The organism is Gilliamella sp. X-57, assembly GCF_057063565.1.
Map to the genome: position 1 here is coordinate 35,060 of NZ_JBXSQI010000018.1, position 15,922 is coordinate 50,981.

At 34.5% G+C, this 15,922-nt stretch carries 14 protein-coding genes; 9 read left to right on the forward strand and 5 right to left on the reverse strand.

Features of this window, described 5'->3' with window-relative positions:
• The 4 genes from ACYIAL_RS09305 to ACYIAL_RS09320 all read left to right on the forward strand — a co-directional run bounded on the left by ACYIAL_RS09305 (nucleotide 1) and on the right by ACYIAL_RS09320 (nucleotide 3,282).
• Nucleotides 1–873 (forward strand): DUF6708 domain-containing protein, encoded by an 873-nt coding sequence (locus ACYIAL_RS09305; RefSeq protein ID WP_483751509.1) that lies wholly within the window; start codon nucleotides 1–3, stop codon nucleotides 871–873.
• Between the two features lie 42 nt (nucleotides 874–915).
• Nucleotides 916–1,788: a DUF6708 domain-containing protein gene (locus ACYIAL_RS09310; protein WP_483751510.1), complete on the forward strand. Its 873-nt coding sequence runs from the start codon at nucleotides 916–918 to the stop codon at nucleotides 1,786–1,788.
• 267 nt (nucleotides 1,789–2,055) lie between these two features.
• Nucleotides 2,056–2,199 carry a hypothetical protein gene (locus tag ACYIAL_RS09315; protein WP_174797435.1) on the forward strand — a complete coding sequence of 48 codons (144 nt, stop codon included), beginning with the start codon at nucleotides 2,056–2,058 and terminating at the stop codon, nucleotides 2,197–2,199.
• A 225-nt stretch (nucleotides 2,200–2,424) separates the two neighbouring features.
• Nucleotides 2,425–3,282, forward strand: coding sequence for a carboxylate/amino acid/amine transporter (locus ACYIAL_RS09320; protein ID WP_483751511.1), 858 nt, complete (start codon nucleotides 2,425–2,427; stop codon nucleotides 3,280–3,282).
• Between the two features lie 561 nt (nucleotides 3,283–3,843).
• Here ACYIAL_RS09320 and ACYIAL_RS09325 read toward each other — a convergent pair.
• Both ACYIAL_RS09325 and yaaA read right to left on the reverse strand, forming a co-directional pair.
• Nucleotides 3,844–4,797, reverse strand: a complete 954-nt coding sequence (locus ACYIAL_RS09325) for an AEC family transporter (RefSeq protein WP_483751512.1) — start codon at nucleotides 4,795–4,797, stop codon at nucleotides 3,844–3,846.
• A 10-nt stretch (nucleotides 4,798–4,807) separates the two neighbouring features.
• A complete protein-coding gene (gene yaaA, locus ACYIAL_RS09330; protein ID WP_483751513.1) occupies nucleotides 4,808–5,581 on the reverse strand; it encodes a peroxide stress protein YaaA in 774 nt (257 codons plus the stop codon).
• Nucleotides 5,582–5,655: 74 nt separating this feature from the next.
• Between yaaA and ACYIAL_RS09335 the strand changes: the two genes are divergently transcribed.
• A complete protein-coding gene (locus tag ACYIAL_RS09335) occupies nucleotides 5,656–5,883 on the forward strand; it encodes a YccJ family protein (protein ID WP_483751514.1) in 228 nt (75 codons plus the stop codon).
• A 6-nt stretch (nucleotides 5,884–5,889) separates the two neighbouring features.
• Nucleotides 5,890–6,807 (forward strand): ribonuclease Z, encoded by a 918-nt coding sequence (gene rnz, locus ACYIAL_RS09340; protein ID WP_483751515.1) that lies wholly within the window; start codon nucleotides 5,890–5,892, stop codon nucleotides 6,805–6,807.
• A gap of 58 nt (nucleotides 6,808–6,865) precedes the next feature.
• On the opposite strand, the gene argE is transcribed toward rnz, so the two are convergent.
• On the reverse strand, nucleotides 6,866–8,023 hold the full coding sequence (gene argE, locus ACYIAL_RS09345; protein ID WP_483751516.1) for an acetylornithine deacetylase: 1,158 nt from the start codon (nucleotides 8,021–8,023) through the stop codon (nucleotides 6,866–6,868).
• Between the two features lie 511 nt (nucleotides 8,024–8,534).
• Between argE and ACYIAL_RS09350 the strand changes: the two genes are divergently transcribed.
• The 3 genes from ACYIAL_RS09350 to ACYIAL_RS09360 are packed head-to-tail and all read left to right on the forward strand — an operon-like array spanning nucleotide 8,535 to nucleotide 13,556.
• Nucleotides 8,535–9,608, forward strand: coding sequence for an HlyD family secretion protein (locus tag ACYIAL_RS09350; protein WP_174797428.1), 1,074 nt, complete (start codon nucleotides 8,535–8,537; stop codon nucleotides 9,606–9,608).
• A 13-nt stretch (nucleotides 9,609–9,621) separates the two neighbouring features.
• The gene (gene rbbA / locus ACYIAL_RS09355) at nucleotides 9,622–12,420 is read left to right on the forward strand and encodes a ribosome-associated ATPase/putative transporter RbbA (RefSeq protein WP_483751517.1); all 2,799 of its coding nucleotides are present in this window, start codon (nucleotides 9,622–9,624) and stop codon (nucleotides 12,418–12,420) included.
• A 5-nt stretch (nucleotides 12,421–12,425) separates the two neighbouring features.
• Nucleotides 12,426–13,556, forward strand: coding sequence for an ABC transporter permease (locus ACYIAL_RS09360; protein WP_483564158.1), 1,131 nt, complete (start codon nucleotides 12,426–12,428; stop codon nucleotides 13,554–13,556).
• Nucleotides 13,557–13,705: 149 nt separating this feature from the next.
• Here the strand turns inward: ACYIAL_RS09360 and ACYIAL_RS09365 are convergent, their stop codons facing one another.
• Together ACYIAL_RS09365 and ACYIAL_RS09370 are read right to left on the reverse strand one after the other, a co-directional pair.
• Complete coding sequence (locus ACYIAL_RS09365; protein WP_483751518.1) at nucleotides 13,706–14,971, reverse strand: Y-family DNA polymerase; 1,266 nt, start codon at nucleotides 14,969–14,971, stop codon at nucleotides 13,706–13,708.
• Entirely contained in the window at nucleotides 14,968–15,414 is a 447-nt protein-coding gene (locus ACYIAL_RS09370; protein ID WP_202984988.1) for a LexA family protein, read from the reverse strand. The genes ACYIAL_RS09365 and ACYIAL_RS09370 overlap by 4 nt, the downstream gene beginning before the upstream one ends.
• Between the last annotated feature and the right edge of the window lie 508 nt (nucleotides 15,415–15,922).

Sequence of the window (15,922 nt, forward strand, 5' to 3'; positions counted from 1 at the left end):
ATGCCATCACGCTATCAACCGCAAATAGTAAACTGGAATCAAGACCTTAGTAAAACCAGTGGTTTGGGAATTATCAGCGAAGCAAACTATATAGCTTGTGCCAATGATAATTATCTTGAAATTTATCGTTATAGAAAAATTTTTGCATTAACCATAGCAATTATTTTTTTATTTTTTATGGATATCTTTGTTATTTTTTTATTGTTTTATCTTTTGTTTTCCAAAAATATTGTATGGAGTGCTGTTTTTATATGTTTTTTACTGATAATAGTAGTGAATATTATTACTTATCACATTTTATTTAATTTCCTTTTTGCCTATTTTGCCCCCTTTAGCAATCCTATTCGCTTTAATCGTAAAACAGGTAAAGTGTATCTTTACGAAGCAGTGGCAATGAAATGGATGTTTAAACTCTGGACACCACTTAACGCATTCAAGGATTTAAAACAATACCAAATCAAAGTTTATGATTGGGCAGACTTTCATGCGGTATTGCAACGTTCATCAGGAGCCTTTGCTAGTGGCGGTACAATTGAACACCATACATTACTTGGTGTAGCTTGTAAGCCAAACAGTCATGAACTGATTGAGTATATCTATATTGGTGAAACCAACCAATTTGCTTATGCTTGGAACTGGATCAGCCATTTTATGGAGTATGGAACGGATAGGCCATTAAATAAAGCGGGTTTAAGATATATAGATTACAGTCGAGACGATGCCAAAAGTTTTATGGATGTTGAACCGCGCATTAAAGTCACCTCAAGGCAAATTGAAGGGTTAGACAGAGCCTCGAAAGCGGGGTCAAAAGAAGAGCTAGCCCAAATTGAACAAGAATACCAACTGAGTGGTACTGTCTATCCTGTTTATTAATAAAGTAAATAATAATAAAAATAAGCAAATAAGGAACAAAATATGTCATCACGCTATCAACCACAAATAGCAAATTGGAATCAAGACCTTAGTAAAACAAGTGGATTGGGCATTATCAGCGAAGCAAACTATATAGCTTGTGCTAATGATAACTATCTTGAAATTTATCGATATCGTCCATTGTTAAGATTTAGTATTGGATTTTTTTTAGTTGCCGTATTGGAAATTATTACTGTTTTTTTCTTGTTTTATTCTTTATGTGGAAAAAACATTAACTGGCTTATAGTTATCTTATATCTATTTATATCAATTGCATTAGGAACTGGTAGTTATAGTGCTCTATTCAATTTTCTTTTTGCCTATTTTGCCCCCTTTAGCAATCCTATTCGCTTTAATCGCAAAACAGGTAAAGTCTATCTTTACGAAGCAGTGGTAATGAAATGGATGTTTAAGAACTTGATACCTTTTAGTGCATTTAAGGATTTAAAAAAATACCAAATCAAAGTTTATGATTGGGCCGACTTTCATGCGGTATTGCAACGTTCATCAGGAGCCTTTGCTAGTGGCGGTACAATTGAACACCATACATTGTATGGTGTAGCTTGTAAGCCAAACAGTCACGAACTGATTGAGTATATCTATATTGGTGAAACCAACCAATTTGCTTATGCTTGGAACTGGATCAGCCATTTTATGGAGTATGGAACGGACAGGCCATTAAATAAAGCGGGTTTAAGATATATAGATTACAGTCGAGACGATGCCAAAAGTTTTATGGATGTTGAACCGCGCATTAAAGTCACCTCAAGGCAAATTGAAGGGTTAGACAGAGCCTCGAAAGCGGGTTCAAAAGAAGAGCTAGCCCTAATTGAACAAGAATACCAACTGAGTGGTACGATTTATCAAGTTTGCTAATAGGGATGATTAACTAAAAAACTTTAATCATGTTATAAGTTACAGGTTGTTATGTAGCAATAGGAATTTAACTGACAATAGGGTTGATTTTATATAATAAATGAAATTGATAAAAATATATTCATACAAAATTTAATCCAATAATTTATATAAGGTTATTCTTATATAGGGGGGAGGAATGGGGGGAACAGCTGGTTACTATATGCTAATACTGGATAAAACTAAGTTAGTCATTTTTATATTGATCATGGACTAGCACTGATTTCTATGTTTGATAAAGGCAAAAAGCTTGTTTTTGACAATAAATCCACGGGCGATGAGCAATTACCAATTGTAAATGCCGTTATGGTTCAATGGGATGAAATCTACATCAATCCGAAGGCTTTTATTTCAATTTATAATAAAAAATAATAACTTTTTATTTAAAATAAGTAGAAACTACACTACATCTATCACGATACGTTCATAACAGATGAAAACAAATATTTATATATAGAAAAAACAATTAATCAATAAGTAAATGTTTTCATTTATCATTATTTTAACAGTTGTAATCAATTCATATATCATAAGGTTTACAAGTGTTATATGAATTGATACGATCAGACTATCTATCATTCTTTATATTAATCAATAATGTTTTACCTTATTTTTGTAACAATTATTTGGTCATTCTCATTTAGTTTTATTGCGGTTTATTTAAGTGGACAAGTGGATTCTTGGTTTGCTGTTGTGATGCGAGTGCTACTTGCCTTTATGACTTTTATTCCATTTTTACGTTTTAAAAATATTTCTTTTAAGCAGATGTTGCTTTTAATGGGAGTGGGGGCATGTCAATTAGGGATTATGTACTTTTTTTATTATAATTCTTTTCAATATATTTCGGTGCCTGAAGTCCTGTTATTTACTATTTTTACACCAATTTATGTCACAGTTATTTATGATTTATTGCAGCATCATTCATTAAGACTTAGCTATCTTTTAATGGCAATTATTGCGGTAGTTGGCGCGGCTATTATTCGCTATGATCATATTAGTGCTAATTTTATTATTGGTTTTTTATTGATCCAGGGCGCTAATATCGTTTTTGCATTAGGTCAAGTAGGATATAAAAGGATTATGGAAGTTTATCCAATGCCCCAACATCAAGCTTTTGCGTGGGTTTATTTAGGGGCTGTGGTTGTTGCTATTTTAGGCTGGCTGTTGTTTGGTGATGCATCAAAATTACCAACAATTAGTTTGCAATGGGGAATTATTATTTGGCTTGGCGTAGTTGCTTCTGGTGTGTGTTATTTTTTGTGGAATTATGGTGCAACTAAAGTGGATTCGGGCACTTTGGCTATTATGAATAATATGGTTATTCCAACAGGGATTTTGGTGAATGTGGTGATTTGGCACCAATCACTAGACTGGGTACGCTTTATATTAGGTAGTGTAGTCATTATGTTGGCACTACTGCTACACTACAAAGTTAAAAATCGCTCATTAAGTTAAAAACAATAATCTGTAGGAATTACTCGCGTTATTGACAGTAATTTGAGAAACGACCGTCATAAATAGACATAAAAACAGAACTAACACCAAATCAAAGATTGGCGATATGGGCTTATATTATAAAGAAAAATAACCGCCACTGATTTGGCTAAACGTTTTGGTGAGTCGTCCGACCATTTGTAACCTGCTAAAAAAACCTGATTGAAGCTATTTGTCTTCTTAACCGGTAACAACAAGTGTTATAAAAACATCAATTATGTCGTTAACTATCTGATTAAAATTGAAAAATAGATTAAAGAGCTATTAAGACGGCAAGCCAAACATTCATTTTTCAGGTGATATGTTTTGTAAAAAATATTCAGGATTCTATACCGTTTGGTGATTAATTAAGACTCTGCAGTATCTTATTTATTAGGTTCAAAAGATAGAAAGTGATTTATTCACTTTTATAATATGGTTAAACCAAATAAGTTGATTTTAAGTAAAACGCATTATGCATTGTTAGCGGATGATTTGAATCATGAAGTGTAAGCAATCTGGTGTTTTGCTACAAATAAGCGTTTAAGGTAAATGTGTCATAATTGATAAAATTAACGGTGTTGTAATAGAAGATAGCGTCGTTGATATTAATAAGCTTGAAGCAATAGGACCTTGCAACACTTCAAACTGCCTTGCCATCATATAACAATTTATCGCAATTGAAACCGAACTGAGTAATACCACCACTTGCAATTCTAAACTTGGTAGTCCGATGAGCTTACCTACAATATAAGTAACAATAGGTAACACAGTCAATTTTAATGTGCAGATAGCTGTTGTAATTAAAAGTTTATCGCGAATTTTATATTCAGCCAGTCCCATTCCTAAAACAATTAATGAAAGAGGTGCTGTCATCTCACTCACCATTTTGGTTGATTTATCGATAAAGTTAGGTAACGGTAAACCAATAAAATTCACTACAATGCCTGTAAAAATTCCAATAATAATGGGATTTTTTGAAACATTTTTAAAGGCTTTAACAAGCCCTTCAGTTGAACATTTTCCCATTTGCACAAATTCAATAGAAACCGTCGCAAGCGTCCATAAAATTAACGCATTAAAGATAACGATAATGGCAACAATGGGGATAGCATTATCGCCTAATAACATTTTAATAATAGGAATACCAACAAACACGGTATTGGTGTAAATACTACCCATAGCAAACATTGTACTTTCTGAACCATTTAACTTAAATAATTTAGATGCAATTAGGCAACCAATCGCAAAGACAATAAAGGATCCTCCAAAAAAGACGAATAACAGTTTTATATCGATTTGCGAATGTTCAGAAAAATGGCTCATGATCTGAAATAGCATGATGGGAAATGCAATATAAAAGGTAAATTTGGTTAAACTATCGGTGACTGTTTTTTGCCAACGACCTAGTTTAACTGCTAAAAAACCTAATAAAATTAGCATAAAAAGGGGCAGGGTAGATAAAAACTGCGCCCATAATGTAGTCAGAAATTCCATAGTTATTATTTTATTGATGATTGCGTATGAAGTACCATTCTAAGTCAGTTGAGCGTTTTGAATCAAATTGATAGCCCTCTAGATTAAAACTTTTAATATCGTCACTCTTTTCAATGCAATTTTTTATAATGTATCGACTCATCAGTCCGCGTGCTTTTTTAGCATAAAAACTGATAACTTTATAGGTATCTTTGCTTTGATCTAAAAAGATAGGCTGAATAATAGTTGCGTTTAATTGTTTTGGTTTGATCGCTTTGAAATATTCGTTTGAGGCTAAATTGATTAATGTGCGATGTGATGATTTGGCTAGTTCGCTATTAAGGTGTTGAGTTAATTTATCGCTCCAAAATTGATAAAGATTAGTGTTATCGCCATTTTTTAAGCGGATCCCCATTTCTAAACGATAAGGTTGAATTAGGTCAAGTGGTCTTAAAATACCATAAAGACCCGATAATATTCTTAAATGAGATTGTGCAAACTTTAGATCTTTATCAGTAAAATCTTCAACATGTAATCCTTCGTAAACATCACCTTTAAAAGCAAGTATGGCTTGTCTTGCATTTTCAAGATTAAAATCACTATGCCAATTTTTGAATCGTTCATAATTGAGTTCGGCTAATTTTTGGCTAATAGACATTAAATTAGCCAAATTCTCAACACTTAATTTTTGGCAATCTTCAATGAGTATTTTAGTTGATTTAATAAATTGAGGTAATGTATGATCTTGGGTTAATAATGGTGATTGGTAATCCAAAGTTTTTGCTGGAGAAATAATTGTTATCATAACGTATATAGCCTATTGTATTTTGCAATAAATAGGTTTATTTTACATCTAATTCAATCCAAAGGAGTAGCAAAATGAACATCGATAAAAAAGAAATACATGATATTAAATCTTGGGCTTCTGTTCGTGAAACCTCGATTGAAATTGCAGAGGCGATTTTTGAGCTAGCTAACCATGATGAAAAACTTGCCGAACAAATTTGGTCGGAAGGTAATGATGAAGTATTGAAAATTGCGTTTTCTAAAACCAAAGCCGATAAGTTGTTCTGGGGTGAGCAAACTATTGAGCGTAAAAATGTTTAAATCTTTATGAATTTAACTTTCTTAGGGACAAGTGCTGGTTCCCCAACAGCAGAGCGCAATGTAAGTAGTATGGTGCTTGATCTTAGACAAAAGAGGGGGAAGTTATGGCTTTTTGATTGTGGCGAGACAACTCAGATGCAAATGCAAAAAGCCAAATTTAGCCTTGCTAAACTTGAGATCATTTTTTTAACGCATTTACATGGTGATCATGTATTTGGGCTACCGGGCGTTTTAACATCCCGTTCTTTGATGCAAAATCAATCACCTTTAACATTGATTGCTCCGAAAGGAATTAAGCAGCTTGTCGAAACAGTTATTGAAATTAGCTATTCTTGGTTAACCTATCCGCTCAATATTATTGAACTTGAAGAAAACGGTATTGTTTTTGAAGATAATCAGTTTCAAGTTGAAGCAAAGTTATTACAACATCGTGTGCCGTGTTTTGGTTATCGTATTATTGAAAAAGATCTACCAGCTCAGCTTGATATCGATAAATTAAAGCAAGCTAATATTCAGGCTGGTTCTTATTATAGTGATCTAAAAAAAGGTAAAACGGTAACTTTAGATGATGGGCGCATTATTCGTGGAGTTGATTATCAAAGTAAAGTAAAAAAAGGCAAAAAGTTGGCTATTTTAGGTGATACCATACCTTGCCAAGCATCGATTGAGCTTGCTAATAATGTGGATTTGCTTGTTCATGAAGCAACACAAGAAAACGCACTAAAAGATAAAGCACTCGAACGTGGGCATTCTACAACCACTCATGCCGCAACCATTGCCAAACAAGCCAATGCCAAGCGGCTTATTATGACTCATATAAGCCCTAGATATAGTTTGAATGATAATAAAAAGCTAGTTAATGAAGCAAAAAGTGTCTTTGTTAATACTGAAATTGCTACCGATTTTGCAACCTTTCACGTTTAATTAATCAACTTTCTTTTATTGAACTTCGCCGAGGTTATCGGCGAATTGAGATAATTAACTAAAGACAAAAATCCTTAATTAGCCTTTCTATAGTTACTTTGGTTGGTTTTAAAAAGTCCATTGAAATAAACTCATCCGGTTGATGTGCTTGTTCGATTGACCCCGGTCCTAATACAATTGTTGGCGAGATTTGATTTAAGTATGGTGCTTCAGTGCTATAGTTAACCGTTTCAGCACTATGGCCGACTAATTTTTCAATATGCTGTAATGCCGGATGATCTTTTTTACATTCGTACCCCGGAATTGGTGCAACTTCATACTGTATCTCGATTCGATTTGGGTATTTATCCATAACAGGTTGTAGTGCATCGCAAAGAGCATGATAAAGTGAATCAACATCGTTATTGGGCAATGCACGAATATCAATCACAAGCTCACAACAACCACAAATACGGTTGGCCGCATCACCGCCATGAATAACACCTAAATTTAGGGTAGGGTAAGGAACGCTGAACCCGTCATTATGATATTGTTCTTTAAATTTTTGTTTTAGCACTAACAAGCGTTCAATGACTAAATTCATCACTTCGATAGCATTAATGCCTTTATCGGGATCGCTTGAATGTCCTGATTTACCAATCACTTTAATAGAATTAGAGATAAACCCTTTATGTGCGCGAATTGGGATTAACGATGTTGGTTCACCAATGATAGTGCAGTCAGGTTGTAGTTTGGTATTCTTGGCAAAAAATGCCGCACCAGCCATTGATGTTTCTTCATCGGCAGTGGCAAGGATATAAATGGGTTTAGTTAACTTTTTAAGAGCAATATCACGCAGAGCATCTAAAATAAAGGCAAAAAAGCCTTTCATATCGGCGGTACCAAGCCCATATAGCTTATTATTTTCTTCGGTTAGTTTAAAAGGATCTTTAGTCCACTGCCCATCGTCAAACGGAACAGTGTCACTGTGTCCACTTAACAATAACCCGCCTTGTGTTTTATTTTCGCTGTTTGAATAAATAGCTAACATATTATATTTATGGCGAGTATTAGGAACGGGTTGGATATCAATAACAAAACCTAAATCTTCAAACCAACTTGCTAACTTATCGATAAGTGGTTTATTAGAATAATCTAATTGCTCGTTAGTAACGTTACTAATTGTTGGTGTTGAAATTAGCTCGTTATACAGTGTTAAAAAAGATGGTAGTGTCATAAAATTACCTTATAAGAAATCAATCAAGATATATCGATTAAGAATTTTATAAGCATAGCATTTACTTTATCATTTGCATATAAATAACCCTGTTGTCCCAATTGATGTTTTACGTTTTGATGGTATTCAATATGCACATTAACTAATGCATAGTTAGCTGATTATGACTTAAATTCAATATTAAATTTGTTGATTACATCACCACATTGTTAATAAATTATTTGAAAATATAAAATAATAAGTCTTTTATTATAGGTAACTTATCAATTAGCAACAGGTATATCATACATTAGTGTGTCATGTAGTGATGTTATTAATTCCAGAACTATTAATAATATATAAAACCGCCCTGCTTAAATTAGAGTTTTTAGCTTTTATTGCGATTGTTTTATGAACAGATATTATTTGCCATAAACATTTGATACTATTTAAACAATGCAATTAATTAGACTATAACGATTTGTTATCTCGTTAAAATTTATTATGAATCGTTTTAAAAATAAGGTGTTATATGAAAAATATAAGCAGGAAGTGGATTGTTATTGCAGTTGTCATTGTTGCTGTTATTTTTATTTTATGGCAACAATTGAAAACCGATGGATATGGTTCAGATTTTATTAGTGGCAATGGACGTATTGAAGCGACTGAAATCAATATTTCAGCTAAATTAGCTGGTAGAATAGAAAAAATTAATGTTGATGAGGGCGATTTTGTTAAAGCCGGTCAAGCTTTAGTTGTCATGCAAACGGATACCTTACAAGCACAACTTAACGAAGCCCAAGCACAACATCGACAAGCGGTCAGTAATGAGGCAAGTGCTAAAGCGCAAGTAGCATTAAAAATGAGTGATAAAGTTGCGGCACAAGCAGGTGTAAGCCAAAAAGAAAGTGACTTAGATATCGCCTCAAAACATCTACAACGAACTACCGCCCTATATCAAAAAGGCGCAATATCAATTCAACAATTTGATGATGATACTGCTAAAGTAAACAACGCTAAAGCAGCATTAGATTCTGCAAAATCACAAGTTACTGCTGCTGATGCGGCAATTGCTGTAGCCGAAGCGGGTGTTGATAGCGCCACATCGGCAATCAATGTTGCCAGCGCTAATATTAGAAGAATTCAAGCTGATATCGATGATAGTACTTTAATAGCGCCTGTTGATGGTCGTATTCAATATCGTATTGCTCAGTTAGGTGAAGTTTTACCGTCGGGCGGTAAAGTATTAAATTTAGTTAATTTGTATGATGTTTATTTAACTTTCTTTTTACCTGAAACTGTCGCGGGTAAGGTGGCTATTGGTGATGAAGTCAGACTTATTTTAGATGCGTTACCAGATAAAGCGATTTCAGCTAAAATTTCGTTTGTTTCAAGCGTTGCCCAATTTACGCCAAAAACCGTTGAAACAAAAGATGAACGTCAAAAATTGATGTTTAGAGTTAAAGCACAATTAAGCCCTGAATTATTAAAATGTTATATTACTCAAGTTAAAACAGGCTTACCTGGTGTCGCTTGGGTTAAGCTTGATCCTAAAACGCCATGGCCAGCTGGCTTATCTGATATTGCAAAATGTCCAACCAAATAATTGGAGATAGCAGATGTCAGATTCAGACAATAAGAATTTAGTTTTATTAAACGAAGCTAAATCCATTGATGATGCAGTGGCAAAAGTAAGCAATGTCACACTACATTACAAAAAAAACTGTGCGCTCAATAATATTAATTTGACCATTCCACCGCGATGCATGGTGGGTTTTATTGGGCCTGATGGCGTGGGTAAATCGAGTTTATTATCGCTGATCGCTGGTGCGCATGTTATTCAAGAAGGCTTAGTGTATGTTTTAGATGGTGATATGAAAGATAAGTCGCACCGTAAAAATGTTTGTACACGTATTGCCTATATGCCGCAAGGATTGGGCAAAAACCTTTATCCTACTTTATCGGTTGAAGAAAATTTGCAATTTTTTGCTCGTTTGTTTGGTAATGATGCGGCTGAGCGTCGTCGCCGTATTGATGAATTAACGCGTAGTACTGGATTATACCCATTTTTATCAAGACCAGCAGGGCGACTGTCCGGTGGTATGAAACAAAAAGTTAGCTTATGTTCGGCGTTAATCCACGATCCTGATTTGTTAATTCTTGATGAACCCACAACGGGGGTCGATCCACTCTCAAGAGCCCAATTTTGGCAGTTAATTAACAAAATTCGTAAACAAAGACCGCAAATGAGTGTGATTGTGGCAACCGCCTATATGGATGAAGCCCAAAACTTTGATTGGTTAGTTGCGATGTATGGCGGTAAAATTCTTGAAACTGGCACACCAAAATCCTTACTAGCTAAGACAGCAAAAGATAATTTAGATGATGCATTTATTCAGCTCATGCCAGAAAGCGCTAGACAAGGTTATCAAACTGTCGAAATTCCACCTTTAGATCTTAATAAAGATTTACAAATTGCTATAGAAGCAAAAGATTTAACGAAACAATTCGGTAATTTTATTGCAGTTGATCATGTTAATTTTTCAATTAAACAAGGTGAAATATTTGGCTTTTTAGGCTCAAATGGCTGTGGTAAATCAACCACCATGAAAATGTTAACGGGTTTATTACCGATTTCATCAGGTGAGGCATGGTTATTTGGTAAACCGGTTGATGCAAGTGATATTAATGTTAGGCGTCATTTAGGATATATGTCTCAAGCATTTTCTTTATATAGTGAGTTAACGGTCAAACAAAATTTAGTTCTACATGCACGTCTGTTTGGTATTGAAGAAAGTAAAATTTCCACTCGTGTTGAAGAATTACTGAAACGTTTTGGTTTAGAACAGGACGCAGAAAATCTGCCCGATAGTTTGCCTTTAGGGGTAAAGCAACGGCTTTCATTGTCAGTTGCCGTTGTGCATAATCCGCAAATTCTTATCCTTGATGAACCAACATCAGGTGTTGACCCCATTGCTCGTGATGATTTTTGGCGTTTGATTATCGAACTTTCTAGAAAAGATAAAGTAACGGTGTTCATCACAACTCACTTTATGAATGAGGCCGCAAGATGCGATAGAATTTCATTAATGCATGCGGGTAAAGTATTAGCAAGCGATACGCCAGATAACATTATCAGCTCCAAAAATGCTAAAACACTAGAAGAGGCCTTTATTAACTATCTTGTTGATGCAGGGGCTGATGATAGTAATGCAGAAGAACACGCTGTTGAACCACCAAAAGAAATACTCAATCAAGCAACAAAAACATTACCAAACAATCACCTTCAAGGATTTAGCCTTACCCGTATGATAGGTTGTCTATGGCGTGAGACTCTTGAATTATCTCGCGATCCTTTGCGAGCATTATTAGCGTTATTAGGCTCAGCAATTTTAATGTTGGTTATGGGATATGGCATTACGATGGATGTTGAGGATCTGCGTTTTGCTGTGCTTGATCGCGATCAAAGTGTAATCAGCCAAAATTATACTCTAAATTTGTCGGGCTCTAAACGTTATTTTATTGAAAGGGCACCTATCACTGATTATAACGATATGGATGCGCGGTTACGCAGTAATGACATTGCTTTAGCGATTGAAATTCCACCAAATTTTGGTCGTGACATACAACGAGGCGATCCCGTTGATATTGCCATTTGGATTGATGGGGCAATGCCACTACGTGCCGAAACAATCAAAGGCTATGTGCAAGGCATGCATCTTGCTTGGTTAAGTGAAAAAGTAAAAGAAGTAACAGGAAAATCCTCAACTAGCTTGGCAAATATAGAAACAAGATACCGTTATAATCCTGATATCAAAAGCTTACCTTCCATGGTACCGGCGGTAATACCTATTTTATTATTAATGATTCCATCAATGCTGGCAGCTTTATCGGTCGTACGTGAAAAAGAGATGGGTTCGATTATCAATTTATATGTAACACCAGTAACTAAAGCTGAATTTTTGCTAGGCAAACAAGTGCCTTATATCATTATTTCTATGTTTAGCTTTTTATTATTGTTATTTATGGCAATCACCATTTTTGGTGTGCCTGTAAAAGGAAGCTTGTTTACTTTGTGCCTAGCTGCATTTGCTTACTGTATTATTTCAACTGGTTTTGGTTTGTTGGCTTCGACTGTCACCCGTAGCCAAATTGCCGTTATCTTTTTAACTTGCGTAGGGACAATGTTACCAGCAATTCAATTTTCAGGATTGCTCAACCCTGTCGCATCTCTAGAAGGCGGTGGCCGTTATATTGGCGAGGTGTATCCAACAACGCATATGCTAATTATTGCTCGTGGTGTGTTTAATAAAGCGCTTGATTTTATCGATCTGCATAATTCAATATTTGCTTTATTGGTCACAATCCCTATTGTGTTGGGTGCCAGTATTTTTCTTCTTAAAAAGCAAGAAGGATAGATATTATGCAAAGTTTAATTAATATTTATCGCTTAGGGATTAAAGAGTTATGGGGGTTATTGCGTGATCCTATCATGTTGCTATTAATTGCCTATTGCTTTACCTTTGATATTTATATTGCTGCAACGGCCACTTCTGACTCGTTACATCATGCCTCGATTGCAGTTGTTGACGAAGATAACTCCCCCTTATCAAGACAAATTATTACGGCCTTTTATCCGCCAATGTTTAATACTCCTGTTAAATTATATTCAATGAATGATGTCGATCATGGTATGGATACGGATAATTATACGTTTGCTTTAAATATTCCGCCTAATTTTCAGCGTGATGTGCTAAATAATCAAAGTCCAGAAATTCAACTCAATATTGATGCAACCAGAATGGGGCAAGCGTTTGTCGGAAATGGCTACATAACGCAAATTATTACTGGTGAAGTGACTGAATATGTCAACCGTTACAGTAAGGTAACAAATTTGCCTGTTAATATACAAGTGCATACTGCTTTTAACCCTAATTTAACGCGATCTTGGTTTGGTTCGGTCATGGAAATTATCAATATTGTGACAACATTATCTATTATATTAACGGGTGCTGCCTTAATGAAAGAGCGCGAACATGGTACGATTGACCATCTTCTTGCCATGCCTGTTACCCCTTTGGAAATTATGATATCCAAAGTATGGTCAATGGGGCTTGTGGTATTAATATCAACTTGGGTAGCGTTGTTACTTGTTGTTCATAGTTGGCTAAATGTCCCAATTGCAGGTTCGGTAACTTTATTTTTAATTGGTGCAGCGCTACATCTTTTTGTGACAACGTCACTTGGCATCTTTATGGCAACAGTAGCAAAATCTACTGCGCAATTCGCAATGTTACTTATTTTAATTTTGTTACCGTTACAAATGCTATCTGGGGGAAGTACTCCGCGCGAAAGCATGCCAGAAATTGTGCAAAATATTATGATGTTTGCTCCAACAACCCATTTTGTTGAATTAGGGCAGGCAATATTGTATCGAGGTGCTGGCTTAAGTATGGTTTGGACTTCGTTCGCATGGTTATTGGCAATTGGTACCGTGTTCTTTTTAATTGCTTTAAGGCGGTTTCGTAGTTCAATTGTGAATATGGGATCATAATATCCCATATTTTATTGCAAAATTAGTACTATTATATTTTTAGTCACAGTTACTATTTATTGTACTTTTAAATATATACAATATTTTTTGCTCAAGCTGATAATTTTGTTGAACTGGATTTAGTTTTTATAATCGGTAAAGTAAATCAGCTATTTAACCAATGGCAATTCATCCCAACGAGTGGTATATCGCTGGCTTAGTAACTCTCGCTTTATTTGCCATGGTGCTGATTTTTGGATTCCTCCTAACTGAATTGTGTTTTTTCCCATTTTTTGATTAATTGAATCAATTGTCTTCATCAACATGTCACTTTTACGCTGCAATAAATGTGCTGGTTCAGTAATGAAAAAGTCAGGTTGGGAATAACTATTTTTAGCTTTTAAATCCAGTAACATAACGCCTGATTTTATAAATGAAAAATCTTGCCGATAAATTACCTGTAAACCCTTTTGCGCAGCTTGAATAATTAATCGCGAATCGTTTGTTGGAAAAGCAAGGGGTATCACAATGGAGGGATGATATTGTGATGTGTTTGTACAAAATTGATTTGTTTTTAAAAAAACAAGAACAGCATTAGTTACTGATTGTTGTTGCCTTAGTTTTTCGGCTGCACGACTTGCATTTATGCGGATTGCTTCTTGCAAATCAAATAATTCACTGGTTAGTTTGCCAAAACTACGCGAGATCATAATGTTCTTTTTAGGGAAAGATAGATCATCTAATTCAATACAGCTAGTGCCTTGTAATTCCAACACGGTTCGTTCTAATACTACCGAAAATTTTTGTTTAATCTGTGTTAGATTTGCTTGTTTTAAATCCCAGGCTGTATAAATTCCTAAATTTTGTAATTTTTTAGCAGTATGTCGACCTATGCCCCAAATATCATGGATAGCAAATGTTTTTAATATTTTTGTGAGCGATTTTTGCTCTGTGGGTAAACAATAAACATTTTGATAAATAGCTTGCTTTTTGGCTATGTGATTAGCTAACTTTGCTAAAGTTCGAGTCGGTGCGATGCCAATACTGACAGGTATCCCTGTATCACGCTTTATGATCTCTTTTAATTTTAGGCAATGAGATATTACATCGGTAAATTCATTTAATTGAATAAATGCTTCATCAATAGAATAGAGTTCAATATTTGACGTATAATTTCGTACAGTATCAAAGACACGCTGGCTCATATCGCCATAAAGTTCGTAATTGGAGCTTAGTAAAGTAATTTGCTGACGAATTTTAGAGGGAATTTGATAAGCAGGCATTCCCATAGGAACAAGTTGCTTTAATTCATGGGAACGAGCAATAACACAACCATCATTATTTGATAAGATACCGATTGGTTTTCCTTCTAATTTAGGATTAAACACGCGTTCGCATGAAACATAAAAATTATTACAATCAATCAACCCAATCATACATGCGCTCGTTTTCGTAATGAATGAATGGTGTGTATTACAATACCCCAAATGTGTACCTCTTTTCCAGTCAAAGATATAGGCTGAAAAAGCTCATTACCCGACAATAAATAAGGTTGATCTTCAATTGTTCCCAAACATTTACAAGTAAGTTCACCATCAACAGCTGCGATCACAATATCATCAATTTTCGGTTCTAAAGCTCGGTCAACAATTAACAGATCACCATTAAAAATACCATAGCCAATCATAGAGTCGCCTGCCACTTTAATATAATATGTTGCGCTAGGGTGTTTTACTAAATGTTCGGTTAAATCAAGTTTCGTTTCTAAATAATCATCGGCTGGTGAGGGGAATCCTGCTCTGACTGGGATATCAACCAAAGATAAGTGATTTTTGATAGTAGCATCAGCGGTACCAATTACAAGACAATATTTACTCAAGAAAATTCTCCTAAAAATCAACGTGCAAATTTACACCACGTTACAAGATTCGTGATAAAACACGGAATATGTATAAATATACAGTGTAGAGTTTTTGATTCAATAAAAATCAGTGTAAAAAAATAGAAATAGAGTAAAAATCATTGCGTCCCTTTGCTGTAATTATTAGATATGCAATCATTATTGATATATTTAGACTGATAGTTGAGTGGCATATTTTATATTGTGGTAATTGATAAAATAGTCTCTCCTAATTAAATTGATACAATTTGTATTACCGATTTTACAATGCTACATAAATGATTTACATTTTATTAAAATTTTATTAATTAATTTAAAACATATTTCACAGTATCTTGAATTATTTATTCACTGCTATATATATAGTTTCTAGTAACATGATTTTTAAGTAGTAAATTAAATATATAGATTAGTCAATTTATTATCTATATTGATGATGTTTTTATGACCGAAAAGATCGCATAAAAAAATTACTATTTAGGTTAAT